The organism is Neiella litorisoli (assembly GCF_014773395.1).
Lineage (GTDB): Bacteria > Pseudomonadota > Gammaproteobacteria > Enterobacterales > Neiellaceae > Neiella > Neiella litorisoli.
Genome location: NZ_JACXAF010000009.1, coordinates 35206 through 56158, shown reverse-complemented (window position 1 = coordinate 56158; position 20953 = coordinate 35206). Strand labels below are relative to the sequence as shown.

Annotated in this window: 21 protein-coding genes; 9 read left to right on the top strand and 12 right to left on the bottom strand. The window is 47.9% G+C overall.

Going from position 1 to position 20953, the window contains the following annotated elements; all coding sequences use genetic code 11:
* Positions 1 to 61: 61 nt before the first annotated feature.
* Positions 62 to 736, top strand: coding sequence for a hypothetical protein (locus IC617_RS08260; protein ID WP_191144523.1), 675 nt, complete (start codon positions 62 to 64; stop codon positions 734 to 736).
* Between the two features lie 101 nt (positions 737 to 837).
* Here the strand turns inward: IC617_RS08260 and IC617_RS08255 are convergent, their stop codons facing one another.
* The 10 genes from IC617_RS08255 to IC617_RS08210 all read right to left on the bottom strand — a co-directional run bounded on the left by IC617_RS08255 (position 838) and on the right by IC617_RS08210 (position 9695).
* Complete coding sequence (locus IC617_RS08255) at positions 838 to 1086, bottom strand: cold-shock protein (RefSeq protein WP_191144522.1); 249 nt, start codon at positions 1084 to 1086, stop codon at positions 838 to 840.
* Positions 1086 to 3671 (bottom strand): TraC family protein, encoded by a 2586-nt coding sequence (locus IC617_RS08250; RefSeq protein ID WP_191144521.1) that lies wholly within the window; start codon positions 3669 to 3671, stop codon positions 1086 to 1088. Before IC617_RS08250 ends, IC617_RS08255 begins: the two co-directional genes overlap by 1 nt.
* A gap of 13 nt (positions 3672 to 3684) precedes the next feature.
* Positions 3685 to 4470 carry a TraV family lipoprotein gene (locus tag IC617_RS08245; RefSeq protein ID WP_191144520.1) on the bottom strand — a complete coding sequence of 262 codons (786 nt, stop codon included), beginning with the start codon at positions 4468 to 4470 and terminating at the stop codon, positions 3685 to 3687.
* 16 nt (positions 4471 to 4486) lie between these two features.
* Positions 4487 to 5233, bottom strand: coding sequence for a thioredoxin domain-containing protein (locus IC617_RS08240; protein ID WP_191144519.1), 747 nt, complete (start codon positions 5231 to 5233; stop codon positions 4487 to 4489).
* Positions 5234 to 5244: 11 nt separating this feature from the next.
* Positions 5245 to 5787: a hypothetical protein gene (locus IC617_RS08235; protein WP_191144518.1), complete on the bottom strand. Its 543-nt coding sequence runs from the start codon at positions 5785 to 5787 to the stop codon at positions 5245 to 5247.
* A 19-nt stretch (positions 5788 to 5806) separates the two neighbouring features.
* Positions 5807 to 7195: a TraB/TrbI/VirB10 family type IV secretion system protein gene (locus IC617_RS08230; RefSeq protein ID WP_191144517.1), complete on the bottom strand. Its 1389-nt coding sequence runs from the start codon at positions 7193 to 7195 to the stop codon at positions 5807 to 5809.
* Positions 7196 to 7197: 2 nt separating this feature from the next.
* Positions 7198 to 8334, bottom strand: a complete 1137-nt coding sequence (locus tag IC617_RS08225) for a TraK domain-containing protein (protein WP_191144516.1) — start codon at positions 8332 to 8334, stop codon at positions 7198 to 7200.
* Complete coding sequence (locus IC617_RS08220) at positions 8331 to 8999, bottom strand: TraE/TraK family type IV conjugative transfer system protein (RefSeq protein WP_191144515.1); 669 nt, start codon at positions 8997 to 8999, stop codon at positions 8331 to 8333. Before IC617_RS08220 ends, IC617_RS08225 begins: the two co-directional genes overlap by 4 nt.
* A gap of 20 nt (positions 9000 to 9019) precedes the next feature.
* Positions 9020 to 9313: a type IV conjugative transfer system protein TraL gene (traL, locus tag IC617_RS08215; RefSeq protein ID WP_191144514.1), complete on the bottom strand. Its 294-nt coding sequence runs from the start codon at positions 9311 to 9313 to the stop codon at positions 9020 to 9022.
* A gap of 76 nt (positions 9314 to 9389) precedes the next feature.
* On the bottom strand, positions 9390 to 9695 hold the full coding sequence (locus tag IC617_RS08210; RefSeq protein ID WP_191144513.1) for a hypothetical protein: 306 nt from the start codon (positions 9693 to 9695) through the stop codon (positions 9390 to 9392).
* A gap of 344 nt (positions 9696 to 10039) precedes the next feature.
* Here IC617_RS08210 and lepB point away from each other — a divergent pair, with 344 nt between their 5' ends.
* Positions 10040 to 10870: a signal peptidase I gene (lepB, locus tag IC617_RS08205; protein ID WP_191144512.1), complete on the top strand. Its 831-nt coding sequence runs from the start codon at positions 10040 to 10042 to the stop codon at positions 10868 to 10870.
* Between the two features lie 272 nt (positions 10871 to 11142).
* Positions 11143 to 11991 (top strand): hypothetical protein, encoded by an 849-nt coding sequence (locus IC617_RS08200; RefSeq protein ID WP_191144511.1) that lies wholly within the window; start codon positions 11143 to 11145, stop codon positions 11989 to 11991.
* Between the two features lie 101 nt (positions 11992 to 12092).
* On the opposite strand, the gene IC617_RS08195 is transcribed toward IC617_RS08200, so the two are convergent.
* Positions 12093 to 12596, bottom strand: coding sequence for a hypothetical protein (locus IC617_RS08195; RefSeq protein ID WP_191144510.1), 504 nt, complete (start codon positions 12594 to 12596; stop codon positions 12093 to 12095).
* A 213-nt stretch (positions 12597 to 12809) separates the two neighbouring features.
* On the opposite strand from IC617_RS08195, the gene IC617_RS08190 reads away from it, so the two are divergent.
* The 6 genes from IC617_RS08190 to IC617_RS19050 all read left to right on the top strand — a co-directional run bounded on the left by IC617_RS08190 (position 12810) and on the right by IC617_RS19050 (position 19543).
* Positions 12810 to 16046 (top strand): TolB-like translocation protein, encoded by a 3237-nt coding sequence (locus IC617_RS08190; protein WP_191144509.1) that lies wholly within the window; start codon positions 12810 to 12812, stop codon positions 16044 to 16046.
* A 205-nt stretch (positions 16047 to 16251) separates the two neighbouring features.
* A complete protein-coding gene (locus IC617_RS19055; protein WP_191144508.1) occupies positions 16252 to 17079 on the top strand; it encodes an abortive infection family protein in 828 nt (275 codons plus the stop codon).
* A gap of 262 nt (positions 17080 to 17341) precedes the next feature.
* Complete coding sequence (locus IC617_RS08180) at positions 17342 to 17533, top strand: hypothetical protein (RefSeq protein WP_191144507.1); 192 nt, start codon at positions 17342 to 17344, stop codon at positions 17531 to 17533.
* A 26-nt stretch (positions 17534 to 17559) separates the two neighbouring features.
* Positions 17560 to 18345, top strand: coding sequence for an endonuclease (locus IC617_RS08175; protein WP_191144506.1), 786 nt, complete (start codon positions 17560 to 17562; stop codon positions 18343 to 18345).
* Between the two features lie 420 nt (positions 18346 to 18765).
* On the top strand, positions 18766 to 19212 hold the full coding sequence (locus IC617_RS08170; RefSeq protein WP_191144505.1) for a hypothetical protein: 447 nt from the start codon (positions 18766 to 18768) through the stop codon (positions 19210 to 19212).
* Between the two features lie 154 nt (positions 19213 to 19366).
* Entirely contained in the window at positions 19367 to 19543 is a 177-nt protein-coding gene (locus IC617_RS19050) for a DUF6471 domain-containing protein (protein WP_369410383.1), read from the top strand.
* Between the two features lie 676 nt (positions 19544 to 20219).
* Here the strand turns inward: IC617_RS19050 and IC617_RS08165 are convergent.
* Positions 20220 to 20753, bottom strand: coding sequence for an N-acetylmuramoyl-L-alanine amidase (locus tag IC617_RS08165; RefSeq protein WP_191144504.1), 534 nt, complete (start codon positions 20751 to 20753; stop codon positions 20220 to 20222).
* Positions 20754 to 20953: the final 200 nt, after the last annotated feature.

Below are 20953 nucleotides of genomic sequence, written 5' to 3'. Positions count from 1 at the left end.
GCTACGTGTTTTGCGATTGGTAATGTCTGGCCTCAGCATACTTCTTGTTTAAAGGATAAGTATGATGATGCAACCAACCTCCTCCACAAGAACCAACTCCACATGGCGCGACCATCTATCAGCAGTCGCAGGTATTACCGCTGATTTAAGTAAGCTCACCCAAGCTGAGTTACTGGCGCTACTCGATTACTATTCAACTCTTGATGTTAAAGTGTCACACGACCGCGATTATTTTGTTGCCGCCGAGAAAGCTGACACCAGCGAAATGGATGTCGACTATCAACAACGTGTGGCCGAACTAGAAGCTGAAGGCGCAAGCCCCCAAGAGCTTCACGCATTGCGATATGACTACCCGCACAACCTTCGAAGCTTGATAGAAGACGACATTTATGCGATCCGCGATATGTTGATTTCACAATTTCAGGAAAAACTGCCGCCGTTTATATCGGCACAAATCCACGAACTACTTCTGATGGCCCGCAGTTACCTGGCACAGCTCCAGCGGATCAAAGAACTATCTTCTGATGCTATCGAAGAAACAATGGAGAAACTAAAACCTGCAATCGGCCGCGCCCGAGGCCAGACCTATCCGGCCGTTTCATACTTGCTTGGCGATCTTGCCGAGGTGTTCGGTCTACCACCTGTTGAGCCTGATCCGGCGTTTTTGCCGCTCTATGAGTTCGCAAGTGAATTAGCATGGGAGTACATCTTAAGAAACCGACATACCTGGCATTAACCATGTCGGCATGAACATAAGGCTTCCGATCAAATGAGCCAAGAACATTGGAGGTATGATCCAATGTTCTTGGGCAGAGTCAGTCTAATTAATTGTGCGGTTTAGTCTTGAAATTGGCTGCTGACCATTTCTACATTGCTAGCAGCCAACCCTTTGTCACGCGGAACGGTGCTAAACGTCACCAGAACACCTTTGTGTACTTTATGAAAACCATTCCCACCAATCGCAGAATGGTGCAGAAAAATCTCAACGTCTGTGGGCGTCATGGACTCAGTATCAAGAGGTGCAATGAAACCATAGCCTTTTGCATTATCGAACCACTTAATAATGCCGGATAAACGATCAGCCATTAGGCAGCCCTCCCTTTGCGGTCGTTGAGTACCGCATCAATTGAGTCGGTAATGGACAAGCCTCGTTGTCGGTACGCAGCAATCGCAGCTCGATCATCCGGGTCGGTTGAGTACATTAACACCGTGCGTTTATCTACAAACAGACGGCATATTTCTTTCGCTTGACCAAGGCGCACGTAGATTTCCGAATAGAAGCCCTTGTTGGTGTGAACCGATTTGATCATCTGAAAATCCAACTCACTACCGTCGAAGGCTTTTTCCTTCTGAAGTGCTTCAACCGTTTCAGGCTCTTGGTGGAGTAATAGCTTCCATGGACTGTTGTTGACAATCGCAATACCGGCTTGGGACTGATAGGCGTCGAACAGGCTTTGGGTCACACAAATACCCGCACATCGCGTTTTACGGAAACGGCGCCATCCGGTTTCGAGGAAGTCAGCAAAGTAGTTTTTGCCTCCGCCGGCATTGTCTTTGAGGTACTCCCAAGCTTCGTCAAGAATAAATAGCGAGTTACGAGTACAACCACCGTCCGTCATCATTGCATGCTGAGCATTATTAATAATGGCCATCAGCACGCACTTCTGTAAGTGAGGTACGGATTTGAGCGCGTTCAACTCGCAGATGATTAATCGCCCTTTGAAGTCGACAGGAGGGTGTTTGTTCCCGAAGAATCGACCGAAGTAGCCCTTTGGAATACGCTCGTCCACCCCTTCTTCACACCAAGGTTTTAGCTGGTGGCCAATCTGCACCAATTCTGGATGCTGAACGCAGTCCAAACATTTGGCTGCATAATGAGTAATGGTGCCGTTACTGCCAAGCTCTTCCCACATCTCCGTGAGCAAAGTGAGCATTAGCTGACTGGTTGAATCAGGGATCTCTCCTGACTCAGATGCCATGGTTTTGAGCAGGTTAAGTACCATGTGCGCCTGGCCGAGCTCGCCATTCTCTTCACCATAGAAATCGTCAATGGCAGGGAATGGATTCATGGAGTATTTCATTTCCATTCCGAAGTCTAGGAACTGCCCGCCAGCATACTGTTCACACAAGGCTTCGTAGGATTTACCCACGTCGATCACAAACACGCGAGCACCATCGTTTGGTTGATAGTCGTCGCTTAAATCGTGGTTAAGACCGCCATCTTGAGCCACACCCGAACCTAAGTAACCCTGAATGATGGCATTGGTTAAAAACGACTTACCCGAGCCCGAAGCGGCCGCAATGACACAGTTGTACGAACCATCGGTTTTGAACAGGTCAAGGCCAAACAGCTGCCCCGTTCTAGTGACCAACTCCAATACTGGGTAGGCCGTATTACCTTTCCAGCTAGCTAGGTGTGGCGTAAGGTGAGCTAGCCCCTTGGACGACCACAACCCCTGTCGGCGAAATAGTTTTAATGGTTTTGCATCAACGCCAAATGGCAATGTGGCAAGAAAGAAGGGGTAGCAGAAATAGTTGTCTTCGTATGCACGAAAACGTTGCTTACCGTAGTAGGACTCTGCATGTCGGCTTGCCTCGTTACACGATTCTTCATCATCGCCAAAAATAGCAAGTTGCAAGTACGCTTTGACTAGGTGGGCGCCTTTGTTTTCGATCTCTTCGTACATGAGATCGTAATCTTGTTTCTGATAACGAATGCGGTCACTCCATTTGGCCATTGGCCCCGATGCATTGTGAGTGACATAGCCCCGTTTCTTCTCAAAGGATCCGCGCGATTTCTCCTTATCCATAAACTCAAGTTGCAAGGTAAGAATAAATGGATCGTTAATTCCGTCCGTTCCTTCGCGCCAGTCCACAATTAAATCGAGCATTTGCCCGTGGTAAAGCCACTCAGGAAATTCCTTGATAGAGAGGAATTTGCAGAACCCAGTGGTTTGGTCGCCGGATTTGAACTCCATACCGCCGCGTCGTACAAAGACGCCATTGCCAGGATCGATGATTTGTTGGCTTAAAGGGCGTGACGAATCAACAGCGCGATGACCCGTCCGGCAAGCAGCATTGTCGTTGCGGTTGAGAATGGAGCTGACCCGATACTTCCAATGCTCATCGGTCATTCGTTGCGGGTGGAATCCAATCGAACGCAACTTTGCAAACATACTGTCTTGCAACTTGGTGATGGCTAACTCTTCTTTTTCAGAAGGGTATTGTTCACTGATTTTGATTTTGACGGTGATCCACTGTTCGAAATTGCGTACACGAAGTCCGGTTTCTTTGTAGATAGGTTCACGCATTGAATCGCGAAGATAGTCCCGACGGTTACGCGAAACATCATCGCTGTAGCGTCCGTCTTCACCGTCCATACGATGACCGCGGATCCGTTCGTGACCAAGCATGAATGCGTCGACGTCCTGAAGCGGGACTAGCTGCCATGTCATTAACGTGCCTTCTGGCCATGGCATTTCATAAATTTGTTCGAGGTTAGATTGAATTTCTTCGTTGCGGCCATTGGTTGGTTGGCAAATAAAGCCAAATCCGGCATATGGCCCTTCGGTAACGAATAAGTTGGAGTCTGGATCGTAGTCGACCATGCTGATGCAGTCCGAAACATGGTTGAACTGACAAATCTTGTTCATAAGATTGAAATAGCGCATGAACTAACAGTCCTTATTGGTTCGCTTGAGCTTTTGACGCTGGCGTCATATTCGGCTGGCTAGGGTGTTTGACGCCTAGACCATCGACACCTTTGGCGCGATGTTGTCGGGCATTTCCTTCAGTCGCTGTGGCGCCTTTGACCACTAATGGCGTCATGCGACCAGGGCGATTATTGGCGTCGTCGCCAACCAGCCACTCCTCTTCTTGAACGTTGGAATAGACGTAGCCCGGCATATTCAAATCACCTGTTTCATCGCGCCACGGAGCAAACAAAATACGAAGAATTTGTGGGGGATTGAGGATAGCCAAAGGTTCAGGCGCTAAGTCCGATGGAGCGTAGCTGTATTGTGTCAACGCTATTGCTTCCGGCTGGATTGCATGAGCAGCTTGATAATCACTAGCATCGTGCCGCGTATTGGAGTTCAGCGGTTGATAAATGTTGTGTTGCTCCGGGCTGAGTACCATGGTTGAGTCTGGGTGGAGCGGCGCTGGGACAGTTGGGGTCGCGATCGGCGCTTCTTCATTATCGTCGTCATCGTTTGAGCCGAACCAAGAGTCATCCTCCTGCTCTGGCTCTTGATTCATGCCGTTTGCTTCGCGGTATTCGTCTACGTTTTTGTAGCTATTGGTTAGCTTGTAGATCTCGCGGGGGCCATCGCAAACATGATCTTCACCCACATAGCCTTTAGGTTGCTCGTCACAATTGAAGGTCTCCTCGCCTATCGACAATGAAGAACAGCCAGAGAGCGCAGCGCTGATCAAGCCAGTCAACAAAGTTACTTTGATTAGATTGTTCATAAGTCGTGTTCCTTGCTTACGGCTGCGCAAGCCATTCGTCGTAGTTAACGGGGATACCGATGTGGGTTAGGCCATCATCGCGGAAAAAATAGGGTAGGTATGGCATGTTCAGCATTTGCACAACCATCATGGATCGCGCTAACGGGCTCAAATCGCAATGCGGATTGCTAGGGTAGTTACGCGACGTGCCGTAGGCTAAGTCGACAATGGCTTGTGCTCGGTCTTCGGCGCACCAAAAAGCCTTTGCTCGTTCACCTGCCGCGTGACCATTGACCGGCGCAATCACGATTCGAATGTAGCGATTATTCGGGTTGTTAATGATCTCTTTGATAAAGGCTTGCGAGCGCTCGTTCGTTGGATCGACAAACACAGTGGCCTGTAATTCAATGCTGCGATCACCGATGTAGAATGAAGCGAGCTCGGCCGGGTCAACACCAATTGCATCAAGAGGGATCCGCATGGTGCGCTTGGCGTCAATTTCGGTCTCAATAAATGACCGAGACCAGTTATCAAAGACGCGGCCCATGACAACAAAACGGCCATCGCTAGAAATAAAGTAGCTTTCGCCCGTTTTGGTTTCGACCAAATTTAAAGAGTTGAGCGGGAGTTTGGTCAAAGACTTGATCGGGCCTTTGCCCTCCATCTCCTCTTGCATCTCGGTCGTGAGTGACTCGACCAGGGCCGCAGTGCTCTCTGCGACCTCCTCATTTGCCATGGAGGGCGCAGCAAACAGCAAAGATAGAGTGACTAGTAGAGTTTTCATGTTGAACCTCATCATTTTGCGTCATTGGCCATTTGCGAGCGTATGGCGCTGCTAAGTTGTTTCATTTGCTCGTTAACTTCGGTTGTCGTGACCGGATCGATAGCGACTTGCGTTGCCACGGGCGGAAAGCGCATTGGATCAGTTGTTCTAAGTTGCTGGTAATAGTCGCGAAGTTGTCGCAGAGATGGCGATAGACTGAGGCGCATCGATGCTGGTGCAAACAAAACGGCTTGGCTTGTTACGAGAGTGAAATTGTCAGCCTGCGCAATGCGCGCAGCGAGCTCAATGTATTCACCGGCTTCTTGACCGCTGTAACCCTTCTCGGAGAGCGTTAGGTACGCTTGCTTGAGGTCGATCACTTTGACTCTAGGTTGGTGTTGTGCCAGTTGCGCGTTGACGTACTCGATGGTGCTGTATTGGATTTGGCGGTAACACCATGTAGCGCCAGATACGAGCAGCCCTGTGATGATGAGAATTACTAAAATTGCCTGAATGCGACTCGCTGATTTCTGCGAGACCGCTTTCGATTCGGGTTGAGCCGTAGTTTCACTCATAAGTCGTCCCTGATTCGTGTTAGTTAGAAAATTTGAGCGTGGCGCCGTTGGTCACGATGAAGTTCACTTCATTCATGGCACCGATTTCGATCACTGGGTGCATTTCTTCGGCAAGGGAGATGTAGTATTCAGCGACCGTATCGAGCGCGTTAGATGCTCCATTGAATACAGAGCTGGAACCTAGTTTGCCCCAATCAGGCGACTGCCAACCGTCATCGGTATTGTCGGAAATAATGTTCACCGCTTGAGGCGCTGCCGCGTCAGAAATGCCACTCATGAAGCCTGACATCATGGCGCGCGCAATGACTTGACCTGACTTGGTCACGAGGCGGCCAGGAATGCCTGCTTTACCGTCTTTGCTCGATACGGCGTAGGCTTTGAGGCTCGCTTCGATCGCTTCGCCATCTTCATTGACGCAGCTAATTGTATTGGTGCGAACATCAGCCCGAGACGTAGCTAAGTTGCCTTGGCCAGATGCAACAATGAAGCACTCGCGAATATCGGTGGTAAAGTAGTTGGGTAGTTGCGCTTCGTGCTTCACTCGAAGGAGGAACGGCACGTCACCTGCTTTACCACTCGTTGGTGCATCAACACCATTGATTAGTACGCCTGTGATGATTGAACCGACGGGTAAGAACCCTGTCTCGTTCTCTTCTTCCTCCGGCAGTGCTTCATAGTCACGCATCACATTGGCGTTTTCTTGGCGAATGGCGGCACGTGACGCAACACTGTTAGGAGCAGGCTTTTCCTCTACATCGCCATCGGCGTTAACGGTACGTACCGTATGTGGCGTAATGGTTCGAATTGCCGGCTTCGGAAATCCTTCTGCATGCTGTTCGCCGTTAGCGCCGCGGTAGAATGAGACATATGGACTTGGTGATTTCGTGCGTTCATTAAAATCATTCGGTGGATTTGAAGCCGCTGGGTAGCGATTGATGGTCCGACCATTATCGCCAGTTGACATTTCTTGCTGACCGCCGTTGCGACCGACAATGCGACGGCCATGACCATTCTGTCCTGTATTGATGTTCTGCAGGGCGGTGGTAAAGGTTTGCTGTAGCTGGCGTAGCGATGACTGAGTGGTTTCCAACTCTTCGCGCAACGCATTGTGTTTGGCAACCTGATCTTTTTCCTTTTTGGCCAAAATTGCCTCGCGGCGGCGCATGTTGTCTTCATATTCTTGAAGAAATTCAGCGATCTGGTTTGACTCCAATTTGTCGATGGAGCCCGTACCAATTAAGTTGGTGATCTGAGTTGTATCGTCAGTGACAACTGCCGGTGGTGGTGTGGCTTGAGCGAACATGGCTTTGTAGAGCAGATAGGCCACAGGAAGCATTGCGATAAGCAATACATAGTTCCGCTTTTTAGGGTCATTCCAAATTTCTTCAGCTTGTTCTTTAATATTCATGATTAACCCTCCGCCGAAGAAAGAGTTAGACGCGGACGTTCTGGCGTTTGCAGCTCCAAAGCCATTTTCATTTTGTCCCGCACGATATAAATTTCAGTCTCTTCGCCCGGCATAAGCAGTGACTTATTAATGATGCCCACAGCGAGTGCATCTTTGGACAGGCACATTTCCTCACGGACCTGATAGGGGCGGGTACTGTTGTTGTGGATCAGCACCACATCGATGTGCTCACGGCTAGAGCTCAACCGTTGACCGGTGCGCTGATAGATAGGTACCGTGCAAGGTCGGTCGAATGGCGATTTGACATGACGACCATTCACAAACTCAAATCCCATTGGTATTTTTTGTCGAGCAACGGTCGTTAATAAATCTTTGATCCGGTTAACGTGGCGTGGGTTGTCTTTTTTACGCTTGCCGGCCGCTACGGCGGCTTTGAGAGTGGCGTGTGCTTCGCGCTCTTGTTGGAACGCATGGCCTTTAGCGACCATGTCGTTAGTCAAAGCGACTTCCAACTGAATCATCGTTGGTGGCACTTCGAGTGGTACTATCGTGACGTTCACTTCAGACTCGGGCACCCCTTCTTCGGAGACGATGATTGAGATTGGAAGAGGCGTCGTTGGTGTGATGTACACCCAGCCCTCATTGGTTTCAATGGAGGCTGTTTCATCTGCTGTTCTGACCGATGCAATTTGGTAGTTGGTTGCAATTCGATTCATCAACCCCATGGCGACTGGCACCATTAGTGCACCGCCGGGCTGCCGCTTGAACGATTGTTGCGGCGCGTACTGCTTTTGCATTTGGCGGTAAATATCTGAGCCTTCCTGCTCTTGTTCCAGAGCGGCTTCTTCTTCTGCCAGCAATTGCTCTGTTTGCTCCGCAGAACGTTCAAGCAACGCTAGTAGATCAGGTGATGAGTCCAATAGCAATGGGCCCGCATCCCCTTGTCGAGCGAGTTGTTCTCGCATTGCATTTTGCTGCTCTTGCTCGGTTTGTTGCAGCTCAGGTGGTTTCGGGAGAGCATCTGGATGAATGGCTTCCACAGGTATATTAAAAACATCTTGCTCAGGCATTGTTTCGGGATTTGCCATAACTTGTGTCGCTGTCATCAAGGCAAATATGGTGGTAGTCCATCGCATCATTGGTCGGTTCCTTTCTTGGTGTTGCCATTTGCGTCAACGACATCAGCGACATCTTTCGATAAGTACGCGTCGTCCACGACTTTATTGCTCCGCATTTCTGAACGTTGTGGGAGACCTTCATAGTTGTCTTGATGGACGATACGCGGCATCCCATTAGACGAAGCAATTTTGAATTCGTATGTCCAGCGCTCGACTAATGGCTTTGAATGAGGGGCTTGAGTTGTGCGCTGACCCCAGACATAAACAATGTCCGAGTTAAGGTTGTGATGCAGATCGTCAATAACAAAGCTCCGCTGAATGCGGCGCGTTTGAATGGATAAGGCGGCTTTGGTCATGGAAGACTCAATGGCTTTTTTAAGACGAGGGCTGAGATACCCTGTGACATGATCGACAACGAACCCCACGTTCTTTGGGCTGACATTGCCAATCATCTGGGCAAAGTGAATCGCCCAACCTTGTTTGAACGTTGAATTAGCCTGATCGCCTACAAGCTCAATTTCACTTCGAAATACCGGCGGTATCGCGACAACTCGTACATCTTCGGTTGCAGTCTTGATGAACAGGAACAAAACGATGACAACCAGAATGAAGTTCGAAAGCAGCATAATGTTTCTACTTGCGATAGCTTGGCTGAACGATTCGCGCACTTGTGTTGCAAAACTCATGGGTACATATCCTTGTTGGTTTAACCGAGCCAGTCACGGCGAAGCGGATCAGGTAGAGCCGGTGATTCTCCAAAAGGGACAATGCCGTAGTACCAAGCCATATGAAGCAAGAACCCATCTGGGTACTTGCGCTTAATGTGTCCTGATACAAAAAACCAAATGAGGCCGAGGATAGCGCCGTAGAGTGTGACTCCGAGGATGTTGCCAAACCCAGCAATCATAAAACTGGGGCCCAACTGGTCTACATCGAAAACCAGAGCAATCATGGGATCATTAATGCGTCGAGGAACGCGGTATGCATTGGAATTAGCCATAATAAGTCAGCCGTACAATTGAGATTTTAAGAAGGGGATAGGCTCTGGCCTGCGGCCAGAACCCAACTGGTTTGAATTAGATAACCAGTGCGTAGCCCAACAGACCTTCGATGATGTCGTTGGCATTGGCCAGCAACAAACAGCCTGCGAAACAGCCGCCAGCAGCAAGCCAGTTTTGCTTCACTACGCCGAGGAATACAGCAGACAACAGCATCAGTACCGCAGCTACCTTGCCTGGTTCACCATTCAACCAAGTCGCGAATGCATCAGAGATGGTAGTGAAGCCAGTTACACCAGATGCACCGGCGGTGTATGCAGAAGCTTCAACAGCCAGCAAGCCAATAGAAGCAATGAGCGCGATACGAGTAGAGATAGTTTTCATGACTAATCCTTGTGTTTCAGTTCGATGTTTTTCAATTAAATTGTCGGATGACTTTCGTCGAGTGAAAGTAAACTCCGAACATCAACCAAAAACAGGTCAATCATTTTTAAATTGACTGCCCGTACATGACCCTAAAACAAACCAGTAAACGATTGCCTTGTGACGCACTGACAAGATTTACCTTTCAACACACTGAAAAATATAAATAAATTAATTGTCTGGAAAGTGACCGAATTAGTTGGGTAGGTTGCGAGGGTCAAGGAGCGATACGAAAAAACGCCATAGTTGACCCTTTCTCGCTTTGCGGGTGGGGGATACTCCATTTGCAACAAACGGAGGATGCAATGGACTCATTAATCTCGGTCTCAACGGCACTGTTGGCGCTGACTTGCGGCGTTTGGTGGGGAGCAGGCAAAGCTAAACTGATAATTGACCAAAAAAAGTACAGTGAAGCGCAATTTACCCCTGAGCAGCTAAAAGCATTGTCCGTTCGCCTTCCATATTCGGTCACTGCAGGGTTGTTGTTTTGGCCCGTTATGCTCCTAGTCGCGGTTAGAAGTTGGGGATATGAACCTTATTCCATTCCTTCTGCTTCGATGGAGCCCTCTTTGTTGAAGGGGGATTTCATTGCGGTTGAAAAATTTAGCTACAGCCTACGTGATCCCATTTTTCGAATGGAGTTATTGCGCTTAGGGGAGCCAGAACGCGCTGATGTTGTCGTTTTCAAATGGCCGCTGTATCCGGCACAGCACTTTGTGAAACGAATCGTTGGGCTGCCAGGCGACACGATCATTGAAAGAGACGGTGCCCTTTTTGTTTATCCTCGTTGTGATAGCGACAGGGCGTGTGAGTCGATAGTGACGCGATCGGAGTTAGACAATATCGAGGTATTGGGCGCTAAATCGTACCGGATTCAATTTGATCACGACACCAAACGAAGTCAATTGGAGTTTTGGCGCCAACTCAACCAACCGATGGGTCAGTGGGTTGTGCCTGAGAATCATTACTTTGTGATCGGCGATAATCGCTTTCATAGTGAAGATAGCCGCTATTGGGGATTTGTTCCTCGGCATCTCATGGTGGGGGTAGCGAGAAATATTATTTTCAGTTTAGAGCGGGATGATGCTGTGCGTGTCCGAACTGATCGCATTGGTTCGATTGATATGCTCGAGTAAGAAAGTGCCTTAACCTTAAACTAGCAGGTACCCTATTTGATTGCATTAGAATCACTTGAGCCTTGATTAGAAGCAAGGTAGTGTAGCCAAAGCGGTTAGCGACCGCGGCACTGCCGGGCCGAAGAAACGAGATCAGTTTTGCTACTAGATTGAAAATGAATATTTAGTTACCAATCTCAAATTACAGTCATCTTTTTTGAATTCGTACTGTTGGTTGTTTTCATTTTTGGCTCATTGGTACCGGCAGCAAAATGAGCAGAGGAAATGAATGAATGACCGATGCAAGCACTTCAACTGAACCAAAATTCAGCCTAAGAGTTCTCACTTACACGGATCTTGAGCCCTATTTAAAGCTGCCGTCAGGGCTAGCTCTATCGCAAGCAAAAAGACAAGCCAAGGAGCTGAAAAAAGCACAGGGAATGTCTCAAACAGAAGCGTTGAGATTCATATGCTGGGGCAATGGGCTGCCATCCATTCGAGATATTTCGCAGGGGTTTGAGGATATGGTGCAAGCTACGTTTGGTTGCCCAAGCGCCTCCTTTGGTCTGGTTCTTAACGAAGGCGAGATCGATGGCTATGTATTTACCCTCAACGATGGAACGCAGCGCCAGTGCCGCATGGGTTTTACTGCCACTGAGGACAAAGTCAAAGCCGCCACGGAAAGCTTGGTCAGCATGTTGTTAGATTTGAAAAAAAGCAAAGGGGCGGACGCAAGATTTCTACAAGCATTGAAGGACATCATAAGGTTTGTTGGTACTGACTTTTTGGCGTTACCGAATGGTATGACGCTGGATGATGTCACATCAAAGCACGAACTTGGTATCAACCTGCGACAACTCCTTTTTGGAGATGGCTCAGGAGGGCAGCGAACGATGCGCTATGTGATCGCCAGTTGCTACAACACAAGAGCCACTCAGCAATATGTCGCTGAGCAAATGATTCTGGCCGCGGGTGAGGAACACGATTTGTCGCAAGTAGCTTGGGACAATGAAGATGATGTATATCACTCAGTGACCCGCCATGCGAACCAGTACTTTAGTTTTGGTGCTATGTGCTGGAATCTGGATGAGACCAATAAGCGCCTCATTAAACAGTTGTTGGATAATTATCAGGGCTGGTAATTGGTTAAACGTCGAGCGCCCGCGGCAACCTATTGATGGGGCGGGTGTCTCGAGGAATGGCACCATTGCTCAAGCAGGTGATTACTCATCATATAAGGCTTTTAGCTTCGCTTATGCCAGTAGCCGAATCGTTTGGCGCTGAGAAGTGCTGCATCAATACTCATTCCCGGATAATTCAACGCGTACTGGTACGCAACAAGATCTGCCATTTGGTTTGATACCGCCGTGCCGAGTGTTTGGGTGATAGCAAAGGCGGGCCCAGATAACTTAATGGAAATAGCAGAGCCTTGGCGGTTGAGAGAAAGTGATTTGTTGCGATTAGAGCCGTGAAACGTGAACTCACATTGCTCAATGTAACCGACCATCACGGCGAGCAGCTCTTGATGCTCAAATCGACCGATTTGCAGATGCAGGTGTGCCTTGTCGTTTTTCCAGTCGTATTCCCTCGTTCCCTGCTTAGGCCACGCCCCTGAGAATTGAACAGAATGCCAGCCATCTTTTTGAGTCTTGACAGGTTTCAGTACGAGTGCGGATTTCGTTTGGTGCGAGGGCACTTCGAAAAACGTCGGGAAAGGGCTGTCTATATAAGGGGTAGTTCGATTCAAAATCGCTCCGGAGCTGCGTTTGATCGCTCTAAGTTATCGTGAAGAGAGCAAGACAGCTACCGCCAAATGAAGCGATTGCTAGTCCCGCATGACAAAAGTGTTAGACGGACACGGCAAATTTGGGCTCGGTAGTCCGACAGAAAACTTGAGGTAGCTTGGATGGTGACCGAATAAGGGGTCATTTTTCATTCAACTACTAAAGGTATTCACACAATGAATAGCATTGTTAATGCATGCGCTATGAGTGTTGGGGTCGGATTGCTGTGCGCTCCAGCAGCAGTTGCGTCTGTTGAGTTATCGCAGATCATTCCACTAGAGCACGAAATAAGCACCGATTCATCAGCTTATGTCGTGAGCCATAAGACCGAGGTGACTGTTACTCTCGATGGGATCACAGAAGGCACGTTGACACTGAATTATACCGTTAATGATCAACCGGTAGCGTTCGAGGTTGACTTGGATTCCGAGCAAAAATATGTCTCGTTATTAACCAATTTATTCTTGGCGCGTCGAGACCAGCTTGTGAGTGGGGGAGTCACGCTAGCCGAAGCAGAAAGTGTGGTTGCAGGCGAACTGGAGGCCGCGTTTTCTATTGAGTTACCGGCAGAAAGCCTGCTGCATATCAACGTCAATGAACTTTACTTAGATGAAGCGCCTGCCGTTGGTACGGATATTTTACTTAGTGCGGCCATGACGGATTTGAATGGCTGGGAGCCAGCAGCGGTTGCTGACATTGTCGATGATTTTGCAATCGATGGTGTAATGAATGGTTCCGGCTCAGTGTTGGTAGAGCGTATGCAAGATACCAGCACTCTCGATACTGCGCAGCATTATCATGCTGTAGGTGATGCCGCAGGTATCTTTGCCGGCGGGTGGATGACAACGGATTTGGATACCGAATCAGCGTCTGAATGGCTTCACGATGATGTTGTTGTCGTCGATGCGTCAGAAGTTATGAGTGTTGATGAAGAAAACCTGCAGGTTGAGATGGTCACGAGCCCTCCTGTTGGTTCTCTAATTGTATCTGAGGATATCATCGGCCGCGTGGCATCACATGATGCTTTAGACAACGGTAATACGCAGGTTCAACTAGAGCCAGTTAACTCCGCTGATGTTTTTCGTAAGAACCCGCTGGATAGTCTCAGTATTGCGGATGTGATTGCGCATGCTGTTTATCGCTCAGAGAATGAGGAGGAAGCAGAACAAACGACCGGCGGTATTCTGCCTCGGAAAGCGTTGAAAGCTCTACGAAAGTCGGTTTTGGATTGTTCGTGGGGTGTTGCTGAGGACATGCAACCATCGGCTCCTGTGCCAACTGAAATTGTGTCTGATAAGACAGGTAAAGCTTTCTCTGCGTGGCAGTTCACTTTAGATATCAAGGCTAACACTTCATTGGCATTTGCAGTCGGCGGTGATGCAAGGCATCAAATTGCCGAAGTAGCCCTGACAGTAGATGATCAGTTAAAGCTCACTCCCAAATGCCAACTGCAAGTAGTTGTAGGATTTGTTCCATTTCGATTAGCCGTAGATGCGCCTATCGCGGTTGAAACAAACCTGACTGACTGGCTTGATTCGTCGTCATTGGCTGGGCAATTTGAGGTCATCAGGGGAGGTTTTAGTGTTGCTTCGAGCAAAACGCAAGTGCCAGCTGATTCTTATGAAGGCGAGGAGCTGTTTGGTACCGTTGGTGTAGAGTTCGATCTAGCTATTGGGCGCGATCTCAAGCTTCTGGTGTTGGATTTGTTGAAGCTCGAACTTAATGGATACCTGGGGGCGAGCAGTCGACCAGATGGCTATAACCTCACAGGCTTTGTGAATGCTTTTGGTGAGGTTCGAATTGGTGCATTAGGCCTAATTGATGGTTACATGGCCCAGTTTTCTAACTCGTCAGCAGCGCCGATTCGCGTCAATGATGTTAGTGCTAACGAAGATGTGTTGCTTCTCGATATGCCGCGAGTTCGAGATACTGCGCCAGGCGAATCGGTTGGTGGCAAATCGGATTGGCCCGTGTCGCTCCATGATGCACGGCTAATGGTTTCTACAAGCGGCACTATCAGCGAGAACACTCCGGTTTATACCACGCTGAGTATCGATACATTCCAGAGTGATGACTTGCATGAATTGGCGGTGATAAATCCACTGACAAATCAGCCCGTGAACTTGAATAATGTGGCATTTAACCCAGAGGGGGTTTGGTATGGCTGTGCGGTGTTGGATGCCATGTCTAATGGAGACGAAGCGTTATTTGGTGATCGGGTGAATGAGCCGTGGGCGGCAACAAGCTGCAACCAGCCTTTTCAATTTTTTACCGATCCCATGCCCGAGGAAGATCGAGCATGGTTATCTGTGCTCGATACAAATGACGATCCTACGCGCTATTACTCACCAAAAGTTGGATGGGGGCAAGAAGGCTATTGGATGGCCGATGGTTCAGAATTCGTCGGACGAAAAAGCACCTATCCTTATGCGACCGGGTTGTGGAGAAATGATTGTTGGGAAGAGTCGTGCACTAATGTCGGCATGGGGTATGAAGGAAATCATCACTACAGTTCCTATCTTATCGATCGTAATAATGTGGTTTGGGAACAATACATAACTGGAAACCAGTACGAACTCAGAGGGGAAGGGCCATGGTTTGCAAGGTATCCTGCCCCATGTGAGTACGATCACTTACCCGAAGATCACGATGTGTGTGTGAACCCACCGAACTATCGCGTACTTGCTCGAAGTGGAGTTAGTAGTCGAGCCGTGGCCAGACCAATAACGTTTAGGGGTAATTCTGTCATTGCACATATTACGGACGGTGGAGCCAATGGCGGAATATATCGGTTTCATGCAAATGGCCAAATGGAGTGGTTCATTAAAGATGGCGCACGTTTGGCGGATATGTCTGATAACGGGAAGAGCGCCATATATTGGCAAGATTACCAGCTGTACTTGGTGGGCAATGATGAACCACTGACACCAGCAATGCCGGGCTCTGTCGCGAAGCTCAGCGGCGATGGTGAGTGGATTTATGTAAGCACGAATAAAACGCTCAGCTCCGTTTGGGTTGGTAATCATTACCAGTTATTTAGGCGCCCAGTCGACGGAGGAGAGTGGGAGCGAGTGATTGATCACGACGTGTATCCGGTCAGCGTAGTGCACGATAGCTTTTTGATCGATGTAAGTCGCTCAGGGCGTTATGCATTCTTTACGTCAAAGGGAAAATGGGTTGCAGGCGAAGATTATAATCGGGATACGGATGCTTATGTCATTGACACTCAAAATATGGAGGTTACATGGCTGGCTGGCAGGGGACATGAGGTTGACGGAGTTTCAGTTAATCAAATGCTGCCGGGAACGGGAGAAATCTCGGCAAATGGCAAGCTGGCTCTTTACGGATGCGTGTATAACGATCTTGGTAGGTGCATGACTCGATGGGCTTTGATCAAGCCCACGTTCGATTAGCAGCGAATTGCATCAATTAGAAGCTCCGCCATTGGGGCTTTTCTATTGTGAGCTTGAACCCACCTCCTTCGCAGGTGGGTTTCACTCGATGTGAATGTTGATTCAGGTCATAATGTCCATTATAAGCAGTATGTTACGGCTATTATTATAGCTAGGTATCGCGATAGTATCGCTGCAATAAGCTACTCACAAAACTAGGAACAACGTGCCTCTCGAATTACCTGCTGAACTCCAATTTGCAACTGAATACCCGTTTGCTATTCCAAATGACGCCTTCAATGAGCTGCGGGGGTTGATGGGAAAAGTCATCACCAGTGAAACGTGTGATGAAAAGAGTCTCATCGAATCGTACAAGTGGCACATGGCTAAGTCGGTAGGCAGAGAGCAGGTCAAAAGCTCTAATATTGACTGGGCAAAACGAGATCTCGAAGAACTGATGTTAGATGCCCGCGAGAATGGTCCAAGTTTTGTGTGCGCAATTTATAACGCATTTGAGCAATTAGAAAGCTTCGGATTGACGGTACCCTCCGAGAATCACATAAATCGAATTCTCTCAAGCTGTGGAGTGGGGTGTCATATTGCTAACGGAGAGTTAGTAATAGTAGGAGCGGTTCAGTTGCCAACGCCCTCGCCGTCAATGCCTGAGACTGTAACTCGTGCACTTGACGATGCACGAAGCCTATCGCCCGCTAGTGCAATTGACCGTGTCCATACGGCGCTCCAAGCCTATTTGGTGAACCTTTGCGAAGATGCTGGGATTACATTGGATCCAACGGTTACCGCACAAAAGGCATTCAAAGAGCTCAAGAGCAATCACCCGGCACTTAAGCCGCAGGGAAATAGGCCCGCAGAAGTTGCTGCTGTTCTCAATAGTATGGCGGGTACCATTAATGCCTTGGGTACTCTTCGTAATCATGCAAGTCTTGCTCACAATAATGACTTGCTTTTTGAACCGGAAGCTCGAGCAATGACAAACGCAGCTGCTACGGTATTTCACTATATTGAACAATGCATTGAGCGGTATAGAAAATGACACCATTCAGGAGCGAACAATTGGTGGGAGCGTATTGTCTCACATCCGATCTGTCATGTTCAGACATTGGACCCTTATGTCTGTGAAGCGATGACTGCTCTGTGCTCCCATTTTCTAACGCCCAATCAGTGAGTTGAGTGATAGAGTTTTAGTGGTCAAGCATTCGGGAGATGTTCCATTTCGGGGATGGCAAACATCTGCTAAGCTCAATCGTAGCTATAAAGGATTATGGCATCTGTCATGTTCAAAGGAGTGAACACGTATGAAATACCCATCAATTCCCCTCGTTGAGACTTGGCTGCATATCGTTAGCCTTAAAGAAAACCCTGTTGCGTCTGCCGCAGCAAACGACCAGCTATGTGACTTGTTTGGAAGTATTGAGCAAGCCCAACGATATACCCAAGGTTGGCACGTAGCATTTCAGCATGAAAACTCTGATACTCGGCCTCGTTAGAACCGCTTTGTAAGGAACCCATTGTGATGAAATGGCCAGTCATTGTTATGCTGCTAGTCTCGGCCACAGCTAGTGCTGCGTACCCGACTAGTTTTTCAAATGCAAAATCAAAAGCCGAAAAAGAAGTGTACTTCGATCACTTGCAAACCTTCTATTGCGGATGCGATTACGTCTTTGATGATATCGAAGACCTTGACGGCGACGGGAACAAGCATGAGACGATGATCAATCCACTAAAATGCGGCTATACCCCCCGTAATCCAAAAACTAAACGTGGAAAGATTAATCAGCGCGCGTCCCGTATTGAGTGGGAACACATCATGCCTGCCCATTTATTTGGTGGGCAGTTAGATGAATGGGTCAATAAGCACAATCACCCTGAATGTAAGAAAAACAATGGCAAGTTTATCTCCGGTCGGGACTGTGCATACAAGTTGAACCCTGCTTTTAAAAAAGCTCATGATGACTTAAACAACCTAGTACCCGCCGTCGGTGAACTTAACGGCGATCGGTCAAATTATGACTTTGCTGTTATAGATGGAGAGGAACGGATCTACGGACATTGTGATTTCGAAGTCGACTTTGAACATGACTTGGCTGAGCCTGCCGATGATGTCAAAGGTGATGTCGCGAGGGTGTACTTCTACATGATTGAAGCCCATCAGGCCCAAGTTGACGACGACACGTTGGCATTAATGCGTGATTGGAGTTTGCTTGATCCCGTCAGTGCCTGGGAGTGTGAGCGGAATCGCCGTATAGAGGCAGCCCAAGGTGTTGGCAACCGATACGTTTTCGAACAATGCACTGAATAAACATACTAAATATGGCGAAGAAGATTATTAAGACTATCGTGTGTGCTCAGCAGAAATCAGGTCTGGAAACACTTGGTTTAACCGTGCACGGCTTTTTATTGCTGAGCCGTTACTAATCGAAAACGATTCTTGGTTTTCCCTTGACAATAACTCTCCTTTCATCAGAAAAAGTATCGATAAATGGTGTGGAATACTTGATGGAGGTTTTCGTCTGTGCGCTATGGCGTGTGCTGGCAAGATTATTGTTGACGGTAAATTTGCTTGTGGTGACCGTTTCTAGGAGAGGCTTCTTCGGCCGTAAAAGTCGAAGATAAAAACGAGCGTCAGAAGTCTATCCAGGCTCAATTTGTTAAGCTTTGCTGTCGGACTTACTGCAAACCTGCATTAACAAATTGTTGTATGTATCTGAACACATAGAAGATGATGAAAGTACTTAACAAGGTAGAATTAACATCCTGTTGTTTAATGTTGGTGCTGGCGTTCTCGCCTAGAGCTACAGCTCGCACTCTTGAATATGCAACGTTTTTTATTGATGAAACGATTATTCCCAACGAGGTTATAGGCGAGCGTACTCTCACGGTAAGATTTGAGACCGATAGAGGTGCTTCTTTTGAGTGTGTGGAGAAAGAGCCGAATAGTAAAAATAGCTTTGGCATTGACCTGAGAAAAAAGTGCCTTGATAAAATGAGGGATCATTTCGGTGTCATGAGGCCCAACAATTTCCATCCAAAGGATGTTTCCGGTTTTGAACCAATTTTTCTATCTTTTTTGGGGCGGAGAGGTTGGGAAGTTTTCGATGTCAATGAGGAGCAACATAACGGTCGTTACCTGAAAAAAAACATGATGACGTTTCGGTTAAAAAAATAGCTAAGCTAAGCCCACAACTAATATGGATTAGTCTGGACGTAATCGGTCACTCTTAGATTCAAGACTCGATCCAATCTGACAAGTTGCTCTAACTCATTTATGCCCCGCCAAAAGCGAGCAGGCACGAAGACTAGATGAAGCGGTACCTGTTGAAATTAAGCGTCAGATCAAAGCTGAAATGGCTTTAGCAGGACTATCTTATCGGGATGTGGCTGAGCGACTAACAAAGTTTGGCCGCCCGATCAGTGAGCAAGGCTTACGCAACAAAGTAAGCCAATGCACTCATCAAACCACTTGGTACTGGGACTTAATTAAAGTTATATCAAATTGAAATAGATATTTTAAAATTGGAGCAGGAGCAAAGAATTTATCACAAACCATAGGACGAACCAGCCCACTGATAGGGGGTGATGAGCGAGTCCCTCGCTTCATCTGCTTTGCCGTTTACAATGAGGCTTCAATCACGACATCTCCGTTTTAAAATGCCATGAAGAGGAGCGGAATGCTCCCCGGCTTATTCTCATAGCTAAACTGCGGGCAGCCGTGTAGCCAACTCTACTCCCATCAACGTCAATCCCTCAGAAAAAGAGGGCATTTAGCCACAGCTGTCTCACGACGCTGAGTACCAAAAATCCGGCTATCTCCAGTATATTCACACTCTTTTCGGCTACTACTGAGACGGAGTACTCAGCGACAATTCAGAGGCATTCAAAAGTTTGGTTAACATAATACCTCCTCTTTACTTTGCAAATACACATGGCTAAATGTACATCTAAAGATATTATGCGTAAACCTTAATAGGTGGGCTGTGGGCAATGTTTAGTCTATTGCTGTTATCCCTTCGTTGGGTTGTTACATCGCGGAAGCTTACCCAAATGGCTTTCGGGCGCTGCCAAAGAAGGCAGAGTTGTTTTGTTGGTAGTGCTGAATAATTGTGGCAATCGCCAATTCTAGTTTGTGTTGAACAGCGTCTCGAATCTTGGTTGGTGATATGGTGATCGCTTCAGTTATGATATTTCTTTAACTATAGACACTATGGCTTCCACGTAAGCTAGTACCAGTTCGGCGTACTTTTCCTGCGCGATGGCCAAGTCATTATCGTTGTCGATAAAGAACGGCTCGGCAATAACACACGGGGCATTGGTATTTTTAAGCAGGTAGCCACCACGGTCTTCGCTGGTTTTGGGGCGAGCGCCTCTGTTGTGCAACCCTAGAGCGCCAACTAGGTGATCATTGAGGAGCCTAGCGGCAAGCTTTCCTTTGGTCGATTTGTGATAATAAAGAACTTCAGTCCCTGAGACCTCAGTGTTAAAGGCATTGCAGTGAAGGCTCACTATCAGGGCGGGATTGAGCTCATTCAAGTCATTCGGTAGCGATGTATATGTTCGTCGATAAACCCGCTGCAAGTTAACTCCGTGAATCTGCCCTTCGATGTCCAACGATAGCTTTTCATTGAATACAAATTCAGTAAGGCCACTCGTAGCGTTTACCGCTCCCGGTGAGGTCTTTTTGTGACCGATTACGAGTGCAACAGTTTTCATCAGCTTTTCCTTGGGCGGCAAGTGCTATTTGGCTTCCAATAATGAGTCGAACAATCCAGTTTGAGGCTCTGTCCGGTCTGAGTTTAGATGCACTTTGCTAGAAACGCCTCCGGTGTCTGCCAATTAATACGGGTTTGATATGTTCTTGCTTAGTGTGCGTGGCACTTATTGTGTGATTGTGAGTGGTTAGTTTCTATTTC

Bases quoted from the DNA above. Each gene is read 5' to 3' on its own strand.
- IC617_RS08200 (WP_191144511.1), top strand. From the start codon at position 11,143: ATGACCGATGCAAGCACTTCAACTGAACCAAAATTCAGCCTAAGAGTT.
- IC617_RS08170 (WP_191144505.1), top strand. From the start codon at position 18,766: ATGATGAAAGTACTTAACAAGGTAGAATTAACATCCTGTTGTTTAATG.
- IC617_RS08240 (WP_191144519.1), bottom strand. From the start codon at position 5,233: ATGAAAACTCTACTAGTCACTCTATCTTTGCTGTTTGCTGCGCCCTCC.
- IC617_RS08165 (WP_191144504.1), bottom strand. From the start codon at position 20,753: ATGAAAACTGTTGCACTCGTAATCGGTCACAAAAAGACCTCACCGGGA.
- IC617_RS08175 (WP_191144506.1), top strand. From the start codon at position 17,560: ATGAAATGGCCAGTCATTGTTATGCTGCTAGTCTCGGCCACAGCTAGT.
- IC617_RS08180 (WP_191144507.1), top strand. From the start codon at position 17,342: ATGAAATACCCATCAATTCCCCTCGTTGAGACTTGGCTGCATATCGTT.
- IC617_RS08210 (WP_191144513.1), bottom strand. From the start codon at position 9,695: ATGAAAACTATCTCTACTCGTATCGCGCTCATTGCTTCTATTGGCTTG.
- traL (WP_191144514.1), bottom strand. From the start codon at position 9,313: ATGGCTAATTCCAATGCATACCGCGTTCCTCGACGCATTAATGATCCC.
- IC617_RS08250 (WP_191144521.1), bottom strand. From the start codon at position 3,671: ATGCGCTATTTCAATCTTATGAACAAGATTTGTCAGTTCAACCATGTT.
- IC617_RS08230 (WP_191144517.1), bottom strand. From the start codon at position 7,195: ATGAATATTAAAGAACAAGCTGAAGAAATTTGGAATGACCCTAAAAAG.
- IC617_RS08235 (WP_191144518.1), bottom strand. From the start codon at position 5,787: ATGAGTGAAACTACGGCTCAACCCGAATCGAAAGCGGTCTCGCAGAAA.
- IC617_RS08225 (WP_191144516.1), bottom strand. From the start codon at position 8,334: ATGATGCGATGGACTACCACCATATTTGCCTTGATGACAGCGACACAA.
- IC617_RS08245 (WP_191144520.1), bottom strand. From the start codon at position 4,470: ATGAACAATCTAATCAAAGTAACTTTGTTGACTGGCTTGATCAGCGCT.
- IC617_RS08220 (WP_191144515.1), bottom strand. From the start codon at position 8,999: ATGAGTTTTGCAACACAAGTGCGCGAATCGTTCAGCCAAGCTATCGCA.
- lepB (WP_191144512.1), top strand. From the start codon at position 10,040: ATGGACTCATTAATCTCGGTCTCAACGGCACTGTTGGCGCTGACTTGC.
- IC617_RS08190 (WP_191144509.1), top strand. From the start codon at position 12,810: ATGAATAGCATTGTTAATGCATGCGCTATGAGTGTTGGGGTCGGATTG.
- IC617_RS08255 (WP_191144522.1), bottom strand. From the start codon at position 1,086: ATGGCTGATCGTTTATCCGGCATTATTAAGTGGTTCGATAATGCAAAA.
- IC617_RS08260 (WP_191144523.1), top strand. From the start codon at position 62: ATGATGATGCAACCAACCTCCTCCACAAGAACCAACTCCACATGGCGC.